This is a genomic window from Rhizobium sp. SG570, assembly GCF_012275345.1.
In the GTDB taxonomy this organism is placed as follows: Bacteria; Pseudomonadota; Alphaproteobacteria; order Rhizobiales; family Rhizobiaceae; genus Rhizobium; species Rhizobium lusitanum.
Genome location: NZ_JAAZQI010000003.1, coordinates 412,874 through 428,956, shown reverse-complemented (window position 1 = coordinate 428,956; position 16,083 = coordinate 412,874). Strand labels below are relative to the sequence as shown.

Below are 16,083 nucleotides of genomic sequence, written 5' to 3'. Positions count from 1 at the left end.
TATGACGGCATCTACAGCGGCTCGAAGTCGTTCCTGCTGAACCTCAGCCAATCGATGACGGCGCACTACTCCAGTCAAGGTCTCTACATGCAAGCCGTCCTCCCCGGCGCGACACGGACGGAACTCCGGGAGCGGTCGGGCAAGGACATCAACTCTTTCCCAATCGATGCTGATGGAGGTGGAGGATCTTGTGGACGCTGCGCTTGTCGGCTTCGACCGCCGCGAGCCTGTGACCATTCCTCCGCTTCCCGACGACGCACCTTGGACCGCCATGCAGGACGCTCGTCTTTCCATGGCTCCGACTCTTTCGCGGCGCGCAGTGGCCGCCCGCTACCAATCCTCACGGCAATCGAAAGGAATTGAAATGATCGTTTCCTTGGAGGCTGCGCCCACGAAATATCTCGAAGCTGGACGCATCCGCTTCGCTTAGCGCCGCCTCGGCCCAGATGCAGGAACGCCGCTGATCCTCCTGCAGCACTTCTATTCGGCAGAGTCTACGCTGTGCGGCGAAAGCCTCCATCTGATAACGATCATCTGCATGTCAGCACGGCCACGCGATAACCACTTAGTGCAGAGTCATTCTGACCGAATGCAACAAGAAGGGAAGACAACTGGGCCTACTTACAAAAGACGGCATTTCAAATGGCGTCGGTTCCAGAGTAAGTTATTTTGTACGCGGTTCACTAGTATTGCAACGAGGCCGGTATGCGCGCCTCAGCGTCCGTACCGAATAAAGCTTGCATCAGATACTCCTAAGATCTGAATTTACTCGCAGCAACATCGGCGTCATTAATTCTGACAGTCCAATGATTGCAAAGGAGCGTGTTATGGCGCCCGTTAAGACCGAGGATTACGAAACCTCAGCGATCGAAAATACAGTCTCCCTCTCCCTCGGCACGCGGGTGGCACATGATTCGTCAGCTTCCGCCACGAGACACAAATCCGACGACGTATTGCGGCTGAAGGCCGAAGGTAAGTCAACGGATTGTATCGTCAGAGAGGCAGGTGTTAGTCGGTCAACTGTCACCAGAATTTTGCGTTACGTCGAACGAGCATCAGCAGGGTAGAAGTCGGTGATGCTCCAGCTGGATAGCTTTGAACCTATCACCAATGGAGCTCAAACATCAAACGCAGCGGCGTAGGAGCATAAGTCGCGGCGGCGATGGACAGGCGTATTATTTACATCTGCATTTCGAACTTAAGGGACAGATCCCAGACAAGATAATCGTCAAGTTCCGCTAGCTGCAGCATATGTTGCACAGATTGAGGTGGCTGTCGCGGTATCGCCCATAATCTCCACATCCTGGTTTGTGAACGTGTGTTGGGTCTTCACGCCCTATAGGACGCCTTGTTCCGTTTCATCGGATTATCGGAGCTAATGGTCTGCGACGGTTTGACACCTCCGAAATCAATGACCACCTCATCCGAAAAAAGTTGGCGGTGATCTTCCCATCGCTTTTGATCGGCAAACGATCCTACCCGGCTCAAAACCCTTTGGATGGACAGAATATCCACCACGTCCGCAGTCGATATGAAGCTTCTACGCATACATATTCCCTCTGCAATTGGGGTTTGACATGAGCGCCCAGTCATCGAGCGCTCGACTTTCCACTGATCAGAGCGGCCGCAAAGCCAGAGCTGCAAACCAGTTTGCGGGCCTCCACAGATCAAGCCCGGCGGAAAGCCGCGCTATTCTCACGAGCCGATCTGAGGGGAATTGCGGCGGAAGCCGGCTCATCACCTGCCGGAACGGTACTGCCAAGTTGTTTGAGGCTGGCTTATCAGGTATCGAGGCGCAATGAAATTGCCGCGCTTTTTTCCCCGGTTGAAGGGATCTCGCTTTCCGCGTGAGATTGTTGCTTATGGGGTGTGGGCCTATCCCCGGTTTTCGCTGAGCACGGCGGATGTGGAAGAGCTGCTTGCTGAGCACGGTGTGATCGTCAGCCGGGAAACTGTTCGATTATGGATTAATCGCTTTGACCGCCATTTTGCCACCTGCATTCGCAGGGATCGCCCCAAGCCAAATGACAAGTAGCATATGGATGAGGCCGTCATTGCAGTCGGCGGACAGAAGTTCTGGCTCTGGCGGGCGATCGATGCTGATGCCGATCATCGGGCGCATGAGGGCTTGAACAACAGAATTGAAAACTCGCACCGGTTGACCCGAAAACGCGAGAAGATCATGGGGCGGTTCAAATCGCCTCGTCAGGCGCAACGCTTTCTGTCTGCCCATGACCAAATCAATACGATCTCCCGCCCTCGCCGCGACAGTCTTACCGCCATTTCGTACCGCCATGCACGGATTGACGCATTCGGCCTGTGGGCCGGGTACACCGCTGAAATGGCGGCGTAAAATAGCCGCCCCGTAATGGCACGCGACCAGCCTCAAACAACTTGGCAATACCGTTTTCGGACCCGAAGAGTTGGATACCCTTCACCTCACCAAGACACGGTTTGCAGGGAAACAGGGCAGAAAATCACGGATCCCAATGCCGGCGGTCGGTTCGCTACCTGTTTGCGACAGAACCGTTTTGCGGCTCGGTCGATGAAAATCGGTGGCGCACCGGACGGGAACGGGCCGACTAGGTTCATGGGAGATCGGAAGCCATAGCCTTTTTCGAGCGCGACGATCTCGACGAGGACTTCTCCGATAACTAGGATCTTATTCAATATGATCTCCCATAGCCGGCAAGCGGATACATTTACGACGTAAGCCGCGTTCCACTCACCGAGTCGAACAAATGCACCTTCGCGAGATTGGGCGACAATTTGATATGATCGCCGGCTCTAAGGTCAAGGCGCTCCCTAACACTTGCAATCATCTGGTCAGGCCCGACTTTCACGGTCACTTGCGTCTCGGCACCGGTCGGTTCGACAAGCACGACCTCGCCGTTCAAGCCGTCGCCCTCCACGCCAAGGTGCTCGGGTCGTATGCCATAAGTGATCTCGTGGCTATCATGAACCGAAATCCCCGGAGGCAACGGAAGTGTGACATCATCGTTTGAAACAAAGCTGCCCCCTATGCTCTTGCCCTTGATGAAGTTCATTCCGGGTGAGCCGATGAACCCAGCGACGAAAAGGTTCTCCGGGCGGTCGTAGAGGTCGAGGGGCGAACCGATCTGCTCCACGTAGCCATCACGCATCACAACGATCTTATCGGCCATGGTCATCGCCTCGATCTGATCGTGCGTCACGTAGATCGTGGTCGTCCTCAACCGCTGGTGCAGCTGTTTTATTTCCGAGCGCATCTGCACGCGTAGCTTCGCATCGAGATTGGAAAGCGGCTCGTCGAAAAGGAACACTTGCGGATTGCGAACGATAGCTCGACCCATCGCGACGCGTTGGCGCTGTCCTCCTGACAGGTTGCGGGGATGGCGTTCGAGAAGATGTTCGAGGCTCAATATCTGGGCTGCTTCTCGAACGCGCGCCTTGATCTGGTCTTTAGGAGCTTTTGCCAGTCTGAGCGAGAACCCCATGTTCTCCTCGACGGTCATATGAGGATAAAGAGCATATGACTGGAACACCATCGCAATGTCCCTTTCCTTTGGCGCTACGTCGTTGACGACGCGACCTCCGATGGAGATTCTCCCATCGGAGATCTCTTCGAGCCCAGCAATCATCCGCAGAAGCGTGGATTTCCCGCACCCCGACGGGCCGACGAGAATGACAAATTCGCCGTCCTGGATATCAATGTCGACCCCGTGAAGGATCTCGTGGTGGCCATAACTCTTGCGAGCATTCGCGACGCTGACTGACGCCATGGGTATCTCCGGTTTGAACGCTTTTGCGGCGAGGGCTGCGCTTATCGCAACTGACGAGTAGTGGCCGTTGCCACCGAATAGGGCGCTAACGCGCTGTCGATCGCTGCGAGGCAGATATCCCTCGCTCGCGCCGGTACCCGTCCCGCTACAACGTCTGGGTAAACACGAGCCATGTGCTGGCTGATGAGGGTTTCAGGGATTGTATCGGGAAGCTCTGCAAACAAGCTTTCCACCGCACGCAGTGCCTCGCTCTCTGGCCAGTAATAGCGGATGCGGTCGCTGTAGCTGAAGTGCCGCTGCAATCGCATCTCATCGCTGGAGCCATGATAATGGCCCGACCAATGCTGCGGCTGGCCTACCATGATCGCTTCCATTTCTGCTGGCAAATTGCCTGCGGTACGTTCCGGCAAGAGAATGGCTCGGATCGCATCAAGAGCGTAAAACGCTTCCCGCAGTGCGAAGGTCAGACCGGGTCCGACTTTCAGGATCGCAAATCCGTCATCGACGAGGGAGGAAAGTCCCTCAGCGGTCTGATAATCCGTAGAATGGGCCTCGAATAGCAAACCCGGCATACGATTGAGTCTGGATGCAAGTTCGCGGGCCTTTTCAGGTTTATACAAGACCACGTTCGCATTTCCGAATTCGACACCGGGCTGAACGACGATCCCTATGACCCGGTCCATTGCCTCCGGGACGGCCGCCTCGTCGAATGCGGCCGCGTGCACAGCCAGCGTCTTCGCCGCTGCGTCGGACCTCGTCACTTCGAGTTCCTCGATCGCATGTGTCGCGCCGCCGGGAGGCGGAACTTCGGTTCCGATGATATAGACAGGCGGTCGGCGGCCGGCGCGTCGCGCTGCGTCCTCCGCTGCTTTCGCAAGCCGCGCCGCCCGCTCGGCGGTCAGCTCATCAGGCAGAGCCGCTGCTTCCCCGGCACATCCCATTGAGGTGTCGAGGTGCAACTTCTCGAAGCCCGCCTCGACATAGGCTTCCACCATCTTCGCAGCCCGCGACATCGCTTCTTCGGCGGCGAGCTTCCTCCACGGGTTGGGTCCGAGATGATCGCCGCCGAAAATTATGTTTTCTGGACGGAAGCCGACCTTTTCGGCTATCCTCTCGATGAACCTGCGGAAAACCGCCGGTGTCATCCCCGTGTAGCCGCCTTCCTGGTTGACCTGATTGCAGGTGGCCTCGATCAAGGCAACGCTGCCCTCGTCAGAGGCGCGCCGGAGCGCGGCCTCGACGACGAGCGGGTGTGCGGAGCAAACGGAAACGATGCCGCGTGGCAACTCTCGCTTCCGTTCGCCGAAAAGCTTGGAGAACGCAATTTTCCGGTTCTGGTCGACGATCTTGCTCATGCCAGCTTCACAACCTTCGTGAGGTGCCTTGGCTGGACGGTGTCGATGCCGCGGGACTGCGCGACCCGCTCTCCGAGGATCTGAAGCGCAGGCAGGAGAGCCAGGCCCGCAACCGACAGATCGAAGTCGACCGCGAGTTCGATATCGCCCGGACCGCCGATCCCGATTACGAAGGCACCCTTTTCGCGCAGCTCCTCGACAAGCTTCATTTCCGCATCCTTCTGATCGGTGCTGTAGAGCATGACGGCTGCCGTCTTGGCGTCGACGAGGCTGATCGGGCCATGCCTGTATTCGAGGGGATGAAACGGTTGCGTCATAACCTGGCTCATTTCCAAAAGCTTCAGCGCGCCCTCCGAAGCGATACCGAACAAGGGGCCGCCACCGAGGAAGACAAAATGGCCGCGGTCCAGAACTTCATAGTCGAGGAGCTCATCCAGCTTCTCTGCAAGAGTTTGGGCAGAAGCGACGATCGATGCGGGGATTTCGGAGCCTACCATCTGCAGACCGAGCAAGAGCATCAAGCTCGCGGAGGCGGTCATGACGATACCTTCCTCTGCATGCGTCGGCGATGTGACGACCGAATCGCTGTTCTTGGCAAGCGTACTGTCCGCCTCGACGGTGAGTGACGTCACGAAGGCGCCGTTTTCCCGGCTGTTTTTCGCGGCGGCAACGGTTTCGGTCGTTTCACCGCTGCGAGAGATCGCAACGACATGGGTGTTCTTCCAGTCGGGCCAAAAGTAGGAGGGTCGGTTGAGCCATTCGGCACCGGGAACCGCGATAGCCCGGCGGCCGGCGCGGTTCGCGTAGGCGGCAAGCGACATGGCGAGGTAGTAGGAAGTTCCGCATCCCACGTAAACGAGGACGTCCTGTCTGGCAGTCGCGCTGTTCGCACCCAGCGCCTTTTCCCAAAATGGAAACTGCTCGCGGATGACTTTTTCGGTGGTGTTCATTTTAGCTCCGATTACTTGACCGAGCCTGCCAGCAATCCGCTGACCAGGTATCGGTTGAGAAAGATGACGACCAAGGCCGGGATAACGATCGCGATGGAACCGCTGGCCGTGATCAGCCCGTAGTCGATGAAGTTCTTGGTGACGAACTCAGGGATCAATACCGTCAACGGCTTGGTCGCCTGAGGCGAGAAAATGAGCGGCACGAGGTACTGCCCCCAGGCCCCTAGAAACGTGAGGATCGCCGCTGCCGTCAGACCGGGGCCTGCAAGGGGGAGTACGATCTTGAAAAGGATGTACAAGCGCCCTGCCCCATCAAGCTGCGCCGCCTCTTCGAGTGCCAGCGGCAACGCCTCGAACACGCTGCGCAAAAGCCAGAGCGACAGCGGCAGGTAGGCAGACACGTAAATAAGGGCAACCCCGACATAGGTGTCGACGAGATGCATCTTGATCATGATCTGGTAGAGCGGGATCAGAACGGCGTAAGCCGGAACGGCAAGAGTCGCCACAACCAGTCCGAAGAGAACGTTACGCCCGGGAAAGCGCATGCGAGTGAACGCATAGGCACCGAGCGCGGACACCGCGACGCAGAGAAGCGTGGCGGCCGCCGAAGTAATCACGCTGTTTAGAAGCGCCAGTCGAAACTGCCGCCATACCTCGACCCCTCCGATACGGTCGACATTGATGCCGAGAAGTCGAGAATAGTGGTCGAACGTGAAATGCTGCGGGAAGAAATGGATCGGCCTGACCGAGAAGTCGTCCGTTGGCGTTACCGAACTGGCGACCGTCCAGTAGATCGGGCCGAGAGACCAGACCAACAGAACGGCGATGCCCGTCCATATCATCACACGATAATGGAGCGATGTTTTCATCAATCGAACCTCGTGTTGCGATAGACCCGGAGAACGTAGACGAGCGAGATGAGCAATGAGACGAAGGTGATGACAACCGACAAGGCCATGCCATAGGAGAAACGCAAGTTCTGGAACGTCTCGAGATAGATCTGAACAAGGATCGGCCGAGTTTCCAGGCTTGATCCGCCCAAGACCCACGCCTCGTCGAAGAGGTTGAATGCATTCACCGTAGCGTTGGTCATCGACACAGCGATCGCGCTTCGTACCAGCGGCAACGTGACGAGAGCGAACATCTGTGGTCGTGTCGCTCCGTCGATACGGGCTGCTTCGTAAAGGTGCGCCGGGATACTTTGCATCGCCGCCAGTACGATCACGATCGTTAAAGGCATCATCCGCCACACGTGGACGACAGTGACGGCAATGATCGCACTCGTGCGGTCATTGAACCAGACATGGTTCTCGAAAGGCAGTCCCAAAAATGTCAGGATACCATTCAGGAGGCCTGCGCCCGGCTGGTATATCCAGAGCCAGATGACCGAATTTACGACGCCCGGGAGAGCCCACGGTAGTATGACCGCCGCGAGCACCCACTGCCGACCTACCCTGATTTGGTTGATCAACGATGCGGCCAGGACGCCAAATACCGTTTCGGCGATAACCGCCAGCACAACATAGATAAGCGTATTCATCCAAGTGCTGCCGAGCTGGGCGTCGGACAGCATTCGAGTGTAATTATCAAGTCCGACGAATGGCGTCCCAGCTTGCATCGGGTTGATCCGATGGAGGCTGTCCCACATCGTCCGCGTCATCGGATAGAAGACGAGGGCCGCCATCGTTATGAATATCGGGGACACCAACAGCACGCCTAGCGCGGTGTCGGCATTCCGGCCGACACCCTTCTTCGCCGCGGTCCCGCTATAGGAGACAGCGCTCATTGCGCCATTGCCTGCTTCGTTGCGTAAGCGATACTTTCCACTGCCTGATCAACGGTCATCTGGCCCTTGGCAACGCTGTTGATCGCGGTGTTCACGCCGCTCGAGAACTGGGGATACCACGGAGGTGTTCCCTGCGGGAAAAGCGCTTCGACGGTCTTCGATTGCGCGATCAACGCGTCACCGCTGTTCAACTTGCCTTCGGAGTTCAGCTCGCTCAATGCAGACGTCCTGGTCGGGAGGAAGCCGTTCGCCATGTTTTTCTTTTGAAACTCGCGGCTTGTGAACCACTTGACGAAGGCCACTGCCGCGTCCTTGTTCGGGGAAACGTTCGGAATGGCAAGCGCCTCCGGCAGACCGAAGCTGCGTGTTTCTCCGCTTTCCGTGGGAACCAGGATTGCCTCGACCTGTCCGGCAACCTTCGACTGCTTCGGATCGTTCATCGAGCCAAGGCGACCGGGTTCACCCGAGATCATGATGCTTGTGAGCCCTTGTGAGAAGATACCTTCGTTGATCTGGCTATCTTTCAGTCCGGTAGACGCAGGATCGACCAGACCCTCCTTCAGAAGCATGAGCTCAAATGCGAGCGCCCTGTAACCTGCCGAGTCAGGCTTGGTGAAGAGCGGATTGAAATCTTTGTCGAACAACTCGCCGCCGAAGGCCTTCGTCAGAAGATACCAGCTCGTCGATGCGCCTTCGGTAGCTGAAAGCGGTAGGCCGATCGGATAAGTGGCGATGCCCTTTTCCTTGATTTTCTTTGCCGCTGCGACCAGCTGATCAAGAGTCTTGGGCATCTCTGTGACCCCTGCGTCGGCGAAATGCTTTTTGTTGACCAGCATCACGCGGAAATCGTTGGTGTATGGGATCCCGAGAAGCTTGCCATCGACGGTAAAGATCTTGGCAACACCGATGTCTTTGATCGTGTCAGCGTCGACCACATCGTTCAGGGGCATGTACCAGTCGGCAGCTGCGAACTGGCCCGTCCAGGACCAGTCGAATTCCGTCACGTCGGCGGGGGCAGTGCCTGCGACGAGGGCCGTCACCAGTTTCGGTCGGATGTCATCCCACGAGAGCGTCTGCAAATCGACATGGATACCCGTCTCCGCTTCGAATGCCGATGCAATGTCAGGCCCTTGTGGCGATGGCATCAGCACGGTGATGGACTTACCCGCTAGGGGCTTGTCCTGTGCGGCAGCAGGGAGAGCGATGGCCAGCGCGGCCGAAGTGAGCAGTAACAAGAATTTCTTACGCATGTTCCCATCCTTCTTATGTTTAGACCCGGCATCGGTTCAATGCTCGAACGCCGCCTTCGCCGATTTTGCGACGCGTTCGATCCAGCCTTCATCTGTGGGCCAGTCGAGAAGTTGGGCGGCAGCGAAAAGAGCTCCGCCGATTGGGGGCAAGCTCGGACAAACCGGGGGACGGCCGATCCGCTTTGCCAGTGCATCGAGAAGCAGCCTGCTTCGGAACGTTCCGCCCGCGTAGGTCCAGTTTGCTCCCGGCTCGCACTGCGCGGCTATCGCAAGGTGGTGGCTCGCAAGCTGGTCCGCGGCCAATTCGAGAACAGCAATTGCGGTATCATCGCCTGCTGCCGCTGTGCGATCGACGACCGCCGCCAGAGCGGCAATGCTTGAACGTCTAGCGTGCGCTGTTGCCCAGGAGCCCAGCGACTCCATAGGATTGTTCCGGTCCAGGCCGAGGTGAGAGAAGATCGCTTCGGTCAAGGCAGTCGGAGCAGAACGCCGATCGATGCTTTGACTCACCGCGTTGAGTGCCAATCGACCGATCCAGTGGCTGCTGCCCTCATCCCCGACAATGTCGCCCCATCCGCCGACCCGAAAAGATTCACCCGCCCGATCTCGCGCCCAAGCCATCGACCCCGTGCCCGAGAGCAGGAGTATCCCGGACCTGCCTGCAAAGGCTCCAAGATGTGCCGCATCGACATCGTTCAGGACGCGAGTGCGGGCGTTGGGAAACGCTCGGTTGACGACCTCGTCCAGTTGCCGCGAAATCGTCGCCACTTCACCGAAGACCGGGAGGGCTGCCGCGACCGAGACCAACCCTTCTTGGTGACGGAAGGGCTCCAGGCATCGACTGAGTTCGTCACGCCAACCGGGATTGTCCATGGCGTTCACACCACCCCCGAAGCCAGTTCGAAGGAAGGTGCCGTTTCGGTCGGCAAGAGCGAGCATCATTTTCGTGCCGCCACCGTCAACGCCGAGAATCAGGTCAGGCCTCAAGACTTCACCCCCTGATCAGCAAACAAAGTCTCGACACCGGCCTTTTCGAGCTGCGTGCGCCATTCGTTGGACAGACCGTCGTCGGTGATCAACTTTGCCTCGCTGAGTGGGGCAACCTTGTAGGTCGCAGTCGTACCGAACTTCGTCGAGTCCGTGAGGACGAACTTGCTGTTTGACCGAGCCAGCATCTTTCGATTGACGCTGGCTTCTGCACTGTCGACGCTGTAGATCGCGCCATCGTTGCTGATCGCGCTGGCACCAAGGAAAAGCTGGTCGAACCAGATGGATTCCAGCATGGCTTCGGCTTGCGGACCCACGAGGGACGCGTTTTCGCTGCGAAGCTGTCCTCCAACCAGAACGACTTCGAGGTTTGGAACGTTTATGAACTCCTGAGCCACGATCAAACCGTTCGTGAATATCCGCAGAGGAATCGGATTGATGCGGATCAGCTTGGCTAACTGCAGAACGGTCGTCCCGGCATCGAGGAAGATCGCCGTTCGGGGGGACAGGAGCTCATACGCGTGCGCGGCGATCGCGCGCTTGGCGGCCAGCTGCCGCTTTTCGCGCTCCTGGAATGCCAGCTCCACAGAAGTACCTTCCGCGATCCGGGCACCCCCGTGCACGCGATCGATGGCGCCTGCTTCCTGCAGCACCTGAAGATCGCGTCGAACCGTAGCGAGCGACGCGCCCACGGCGTCGGCAATATCCTGGATACTAGAGAACCCATTCGCATAGAGATGACTACGTATGAGATCGAGCCGATCGGTCTTCAAACCATTGGTCAGACTCATGAGCACCTCCTCTCGTCATTCAATGGTGATCACATAACGGCTCATTTCGCTCACTGTCAATCATAATATTGATTTTTTATGATCGATTTAACGAACAAAAAACGGCGCTGGATGAGCGCCGTTGTGTGTCTTCCGATGTTGAGCTTTTCAGCGATAGGCGGGTAGCAGATCGCCGTGTCGCTCGATCAGGTCATCGACCATGCGCCAGATCTCGTCCGGCGACAGTTCAGCGGAAGTGTGCGGATCAAGGAGCGCTGCCTGGTAAATCCTGTCCCGCTTCCCAGTAAGAGCGGCCTCGACCGTGAGTTCCTGGACGGAAATGCTCAACTTCATGACAGCGGCAAGCTGAGAAGGAATCCGGCCGATCCGGATAGGTTGAATTCCGTTGCGATCCACGTGGCACGGCACCTCGACGATGCATTCGGGGGGAAGGTTCTCAACCAGCCCTGCGTTGGGCACATTGCCGTAGATGAGAGCGGGCTTCCCGGTCGTCGCAGCATGGATAATGCCAGCAGCATATTCGTTGCTCCGGCAGACGTCTATTGGCTTGCCGCCCTCCAGATCCTGTCGTAGAGCGTGCCACTCGGATATCTGGACCTCGCATCGGCGGATATACTCGTCGAGCGGGATGTTGAACTCATTGATGAGTTCCGGGCGTCGATCTTTGATGTACCAGGACGTATATTCCGAAAAGTGCTCGCTGGACTCCGTAACGAAGAAGCCGAGCCTCTTGAGCGCATCGAACCGCACTCGGTCGTCCTCGGGCACGTTGCCCTCTGCGGCAAGCGCCTTTAGCCGGGGATACAGATCCTCGCGCCGGCCGTCGGCATGAAGTTTCTCGTACTTCAGGAAGAACGCAATGTGATTGATCCCTGCGGAAAGGTAGTTGATCTCGCCGATGTCTTCTCCCAGGCATTCGGCAAGGTGGCCCGCTGTGTGCTGAACGCTGTGGCAGAGACCTACATTGCGGATCTCCGGCGCGATCTCCTTGATTGCCCAGCAATTGATCGCCATCGGGTTCACGTATTGCATAAGCAAGGCGTCGGGGCAGACTTCCTGCATGTCGCGGCAGATGGTGTCCAGGACCGGGATGGTGCGAAGGCCCCGGAAAATGCCTCCAATGCCCAGCGTGTCTGCAATGGTCTGACGCAGACCGTATTGCTTCGGGATATCGAAATCCGTCACGGTCGCAGGCTTGTAGCCGCCCACCTGCATCATCAGGATCACGAAATCCGCATCTTTTAGCGCTTCCCTCCGATTGAGCGTCGCTTCGATCCGCACACGGTTCAGATGCAAGGCCTCGCAGATGCGACGGGCCACGATCTCTGAAGTTTTCAGCCGCTCCGGATCGATATCGAAAAGACTGATGACATAGTCGTGGTCGGTCGGCGTCGATAAGACGTCACCGAGAATGTTTTGAGCGAAGACGGTGCTTCCGGCTCCAACGAGGCAAATTTTCGGCATGGGGTTGCTCCCGAGTTGATGACCGACAACTGATTGCCTCTTCCCACCGAGAATTTCTTCCTGCTAAATGGAAAATAATTCCAGGATCGGAGCATGTGTGGGCAACGAATCGACGGTAAGCGAAGGTAAGTGGATTGGATCCCCGCGAGACTTTACGGTTGAGCGCCACGTCGCGGACACGATGATCTCTGCCCATTGGCACGACCACATAGAGATCAATCTCCTCCTTGAGGGGTCGATGACCTACCTGTTCAACGGGAAACAGGAATATGTGGAAGCGGGTCGAATGGTGCTGTTCTGGGCAGCAATCCCGCACCAGACCATCGTCGTCACTCCGGAGTCTCCGCTGGTATGCGTCTATCTCCCTCTCGTGGACTTTCTCGCTTTGCCGATCGACGCGGCGTCGAGACAGGCAGTCCTTCAGGGTGCGTTCGTAAACGAAGCCGGAGCCTCCAGCGGGACCATCAACGTTCGCGAGCGCTGGGCCGATGAATGGCTGGTAGGCGGCTCGGCGCGCCAGCAACTCGTAAAGGATGAAGTGTCGATCGTGGTCCGGCGATTGATTCTCGATCACACGTTCGACAGGCCTGCAATGGCCTCCAATCCAAGATTGTCGGGTTCGGAGATACGATACACCCAACTCCTAACTGATTTGATCGGTCAGCGGTATGGTGAAGCGCTGACACTGGCGGCGATAGCAAAGCACGCGAACGTCCACTCGACCACTGCCAGCAGAGCATTTCGCAGCGTATTGGGAATATCCGTTATGGAGTACTTGACCCGGTATCGGTTGGCTCGCGCCATGCAGAGGCTAGCCGAAACGGATGACTCGATTTTGGACATCGCGGACGATTGCGGGTTTGGGTCGGCTGCTCGTTTCTACGAAGTTTTCAAAAGGCAGACGGGTATGACGCCCAGGCACTTTCGCGTTTCCACCAGGCCGAGGTAGCAAGGTGTCGAAACTGGAATGGGGATTACTCAGCCCGAGCAACGGCTACCACCATAAAACGCACAACATTGGCGCCCGCGCTGATCGAACTTATCGGCCGACGTTTATTGGAGAGACAGCCAAGGACCACCAATTGGTGGATATCGGGGTTCCGTCGTCGACGTGAAGCGGATCACCTCATTGGTAAGAACACTTAGTAGTGGTCAAAACCATCCGGTTGCGGAAATGATATCCGATTTTCAACGCTCCAAAGGGAGCAAGCCCCCGCCTTCAAGGGAATCGGTGTTTTGCCTGAGCAGGCGTCGGCCGACACACGTCGTCGCCGGACCGAGCAGTCAATGCGGAGAGGAAGGGAATCGAACTTCTCATCCGATGGAGGCGTTATATGACGCCTTAGTCCGGAGTTAAGTATCTAATACAAATAAGATAATTTTAGTCGACGCTGCTCCGTAAACAATGCTCCCATGCCTGTGAGGGCGGACGCCGACATGCTCGGTCTGCCGATCGTAACGGCCTATTCGCCTCAGCACATCAGCTTTTTCCCAGACATGGCGCCATCACCTCGATGGCCTTGCTCAGACGACAATTCGAATTCATTGAACGCGTGCCGACGCAATAGCATGAAAATCGCTTCGTTTATGTCACGTCCGTCGAGGAGGCTGGGATTGGCGCACAACACATCAATCGTCCGCTGAGTAACGCGCGTTGCCCCCGTGTCGGATCTGACAAACTTGCGAGTCCAAAGCAATAACGCTTCACGAAAATTGAGATCATTTGGAATAGATGCATGTTTTCGAAAGGGCATAACACCGCTCATCTTGCAGGCGGGAGCACGTATAAACCCTCAGTCGCCACCGCCTACTTATTCGGTTGGAGACGATATCTCATCTTACGATTTGAGTACGAGGAGGCCACGCAACGCTGGCGAACAGAGCTTTCACAAGCTCTAAGGCCTAAGTCCTTACTTGGTCGGGACTTTGGTCCGTATTCACGAGCGCCGCTCATGGCATACTACATTTAAGGCGCGGGATAGCGCGTCACAGCTGTATGTAAATGGGAATGGAAAGACATGAAAAGAATTGTAATCGCGGCGCTGGCGCTCGCAACGACCTTGGCCGCATCGCCGGCATTCTCTCAGGTCTACTTTGAATACGGAGTCGGATCTCGCTACGACTATGATGCGCCGCCGCCACGCTATTACAGCGATCCACCGACCTACGCAGATGATGGATACTATGACGCTCCGCGCTATAGGTATCATCGCCGGTGCTGGACAGAGAGGCGCTACGGCTACCGTCATCATCATCGGGTAGTAGTGCGCGAAACCGTTTGCGAGTAGTTGGTGCGAACGGCGAGTTCTTCTCCTCTCGCCTGATGCGAATGCCACAATTCACAAAACTGTCACACAATGATAGATTGAGCTGCGCAAGTTACTAAACTCCAGTTCACATCCGACTCGCGCTCTCAACAATACTCCTGTTGTTGCCCTGCCTGGCCCCACCTGGCAGGGCAATTTTCTTTGAGGCAATTGGAACCCTAAGTGGGCGACACATTGCGCAGAAGTTAGTAACTTTTCACTCGTGTCATCAAGCCTCCAACATACTTCAACGACTAACCATGCTATACCCATGCCGGATAACCATCCCCGAGTGTCAGCGAATGGTCACACAAGCCGCGATGAAATGGCATAGAGCGCGTTGCTGGGCGGCTCGTGATCTTCGATCAGTTCTTCGAGAAGCCGGTCATCGAATTCGGACAGGTGTTCCAGGAGCTCGCTGCGCGCTTCGTGCTCGCGCTCGGCCGCGCTTTCGGGGATTGCGATCAGCGCCGAAGTCTGGCCTTCCCGATAGCGCCACGCCCGTTCCGAAATCAGATCGCAACTGCCTATGATCCTGTCCCCCTCGCGGATCGGGATCTGGCGAAGCAAAAGCGTGTGGTTGGCGTAGTCTTGAAGCGCGGCGATCACGTCCCTCAGCCGCCCTCTCGGTTCGTCCATCCGGTTGACGAAGAGGATGCACGGCGTCGCCGGAAACGAAGCAACAGCGATCGGATTGCATTTGTCATCTATCCGAGAGGAATAGCTCGACAAGTTTGACGCTCTCATCAACGATACGCGCAATCAGCGCCTCACCCTTGGCTGCCGTGGACGACGTTGGGTCGCCGAAGACGCCGGATTTGTTGAACGTGCTGAGACTGATCGCCTCCATGCCAAACGTCGCGGGGAATGTCGGATATTCCGCTGCGGCCTTGTCCATTCTCACCAGATGAGGGGCCAGCGCCAGCATCATCGAGGTCTCGACTTCGTCCGCATGGTAGAAGGTCGGCGCGGCGGGCTTGCTGTCGCAGATATCGTTTGCAGCCTGCTCCATACCTGGATAATCCAGATGAAAGACGGGAAAACCCGTCTCCTGCTTCAGCAGACGGGCAGCCAGCGCGATCGGCTCTCGATTTCCAAAATGGCCATTGACGATGACGAGCGCCCTGAAGCCGGATCGTGAAAGTCCCCGACCGATATCCATGAAGATCGCGCGCATGGTGTCTGGCGAAAGCGACAGTGTGCCCGGGAATCCTTCGTTGTTCCATGCGTCACCGTAGGCAATCGGCGGCAACAGAAGACCGCCGATTGCCTCGGCAATGCGCCGCGCCACGCCCTGTGCCATGACCGTATCCGTCGACAGCGGCAGGTGTGCACCGTGCTGTTCCTGTGCACCAACGGCCAGCACGGCGACCGCACCCTTGCTAATCGCCTGCCCAACTTCAGGCGAGGTAGCTTCATGAAGATCAAGCATC

General features: G+C 57.1%; 13 protein-coding genes and 3 pseudogenes. 4 read left to right on the top strand and 12 right to left on the bottom strand.

The window, feature by feature from the left end:
• Positions 1–190 precede the first annotated feature (190 nt).
• Both FHT28_RS36110 and FHT28_RS09335 read left to right on the top strand, forming a co-directional pair.
• The gene (locus FHT28_RS36110; RefSeq protein ID WP_246704818.1) at positions 191–430 is read left to right on the top strand and encodes a hypothetical protein; all 240 of its coding nucleotides are present in this window, start codon (positions 191–193) and stop codon (positions 428–430) included.
• Positions 431–1,798: 1,368 nt separating this feature from the next.
• Positions 1,799–2,353: pseudogene (locus tag FHT28_RS09335) on the top strand (DDE-type integrase/transposase/recombinase).
• Between the two features lie 176 nt (positions 2,354–2,529).
• Here the strand turns inward: FHT28_RS09335 and FHT28_RS36105 are convergent.
• The 10 genes and pseudogenes from FHT28_RS36105 to FHT28_RS09290 form a co-directional block, all read right to left on the bottom strand.
• Positions 2,530–2,670, bottom strand: a pseudogene (locus tag FHT28_RS36105) (sugar kinase); the annotation flags it as partial.
• A gap of 32 nt (positions 2,671–2,702) precedes the next feature.
• Complete coding sequence (ugpC, locus tag FHT28_RS09330) at positions 2,703–3,761, bottom strand: sn-glycerol-3-phosphate ABC transporter ATP-binding protein UgpC (protein ID WP_037190893.1); 1,059 nt, start codon at positions 3,759–3,761, stop codon at positions 2,703–2,705.
• A gap of 41 nt (positions 3,762–3,802) precedes the next feature.
• Positions 3,803–5,116 carry a D-tagatose-bisphosphate aldolase, class II, non-catalytic subunit gene (locus tag FHT28_RS09325; protein ID WP_168596057.1) on the bottom strand — a complete coding sequence of 438 codons (1,314 nt, stop codon included), beginning with the start codon at positions 5,114–5,116 and terminating at the stop codon, positions 3,803–3,805.
• Positions 5,113–6,066: an SIS domain-containing protein gene (locus tag FHT28_RS09320; RefSeq protein ID WP_168596056.1), complete on the bottom strand. Its 954-nt coding sequence runs from the start codon at positions 6,064–6,066 to the stop codon at positions 5,113–5,115. The genes FHT28_RS09325 and FHT28_RS09320 overlap by 4 nt, the downstream gene beginning before the upstream one ends.
• A gap of 11 nt (positions 6,067–6,077) precedes the next feature.
• Positions 6,078–6,935, bottom strand: a complete 858-nt coding sequence (locus tag FHT28_RS09315; protein ID WP_168596055.1) for a carbohydrate ABC transporter permease — start codon at positions 6,933–6,935, stop codon at positions 6,078–6,080.
• Positions 6,935–7,852, bottom strand: coding sequence for a sugar ABC transporter permease (locus FHT28_RS09310; protein ID WP_168596054.1), 918 nt, complete (start codon positions 7,850–7,852; stop codon positions 6,935–6,937). Before FHT28_RS09310 ends, FHT28_RS09315 begins: the two co-directional genes overlap by 1 nt.
• Positions 7,849–9,102, bottom strand: coding sequence for a sugar ABC transporter substrate-binding protein (locus FHT28_RS09305; protein ID WP_092576079.1), 1,254 nt, complete (start codon positions 9,100–9,102; stop codon positions 7,849–7,851). Before FHT28_RS09305 ends, FHT28_RS09310 begins: the two co-directional genes overlap by 4 nt.
• Before the next feature lie 36 nt (positions 9,103–9,138).
• Complete coding sequence (locus FHT28_RS09300) at positions 9,139–10,089, bottom strand: BadF/BadG/BcrA/BcrD ATPase family protein (protein WP_168596053.1); 951 nt, start codon at positions 10,087–10,089, stop codon at positions 9,139–9,141.
• Positions 10,086–10,880, bottom strand: a complete 795-nt coding sequence (locus tag FHT28_RS09295) for a DeoR/GlpR family DNA-binding transcription regulator (RefSeq protein ID WP_168596052.1) — start codon at positions 10,878–10,880, stop codon at positions 10,086–10,088. Before FHT28_RS09295 ends, FHT28_RS09300 begins: the two co-directional genes overlap by 4 nt.
• A gap of 147 nt (positions 10,881–11,027) precedes the next feature.
• Positions 11,028–12,344: an alpha-glucosidase/alpha-galactosidase gene (locus tag FHT28_RS09290; protein WP_168596051.1), complete on the bottom strand. Its 1,317-nt coding sequence runs from the start codon at positions 12,342–12,344 to the stop codon at positions 11,028–11,030.
• Positions 12,345–12,411: 67 nt separating this feature from the next.
• Between FHT28_RS09290 and FHT28_RS09285 the strand changes: the two genes are divergently transcribed.
• Together FHT28_RS09285 and FHT28_RS09280 are read left to right on the top strand one after the other, a co-directional pair.
• Positions 12,412–13,293 carry a helix-turn-helix domain-containing protein gene (locus FHT28_RS09285; protein WP_113085094.1) on the top strand — a complete coding sequence of 294 codons (882 nt, stop codon included), beginning with the start codon at positions 12,412–12,414 and terminating at the stop codon, positions 13,291–13,293.
• A 1,069-nt stretch (positions 13,294–14,362) separates the two neighbouring features.
• The gene (locus FHT28_RS09280) at positions 14,363–14,632 is read left to right on the top strand and encodes a hypothetical protein (protein WP_080760497.1); all 270 of its coding nucleotides are present in this window, start codon (positions 14,363–14,365) and stop codon (positions 14,630–14,632) included.
• A 327-nt stretch (positions 14,633–14,959) separates the two neighbouring features.
• Here FHT28_RS09280 and FHT28_RS09275 read toward each other — a convergent pair.
• Together FHT28_RS09275 and FHT28_RS09270 are read right to left on the bottom strand one after the other, a co-directional pair.
• A pseudogene (locus tag FHT28_RS09275) lies at positions 14,960–15,316 on the bottom strand (elongation factor G); the annotation flags it as partial.
• Positions 15,317–15,353: 37 nt separating this feature from the next.
• Positions 15,354–16,082 (bottom strand): creatininase family protein, encoded by a 729-nt coding sequence (locus FHT28_RS09270; RefSeq protein WP_168596050.1) that lies wholly within the window; start codon positions 16,080–16,082, stop codon positions 15,354–15,356.
• Between the last annotated feature and the right edge of the window lies 1 nt (position 16,083).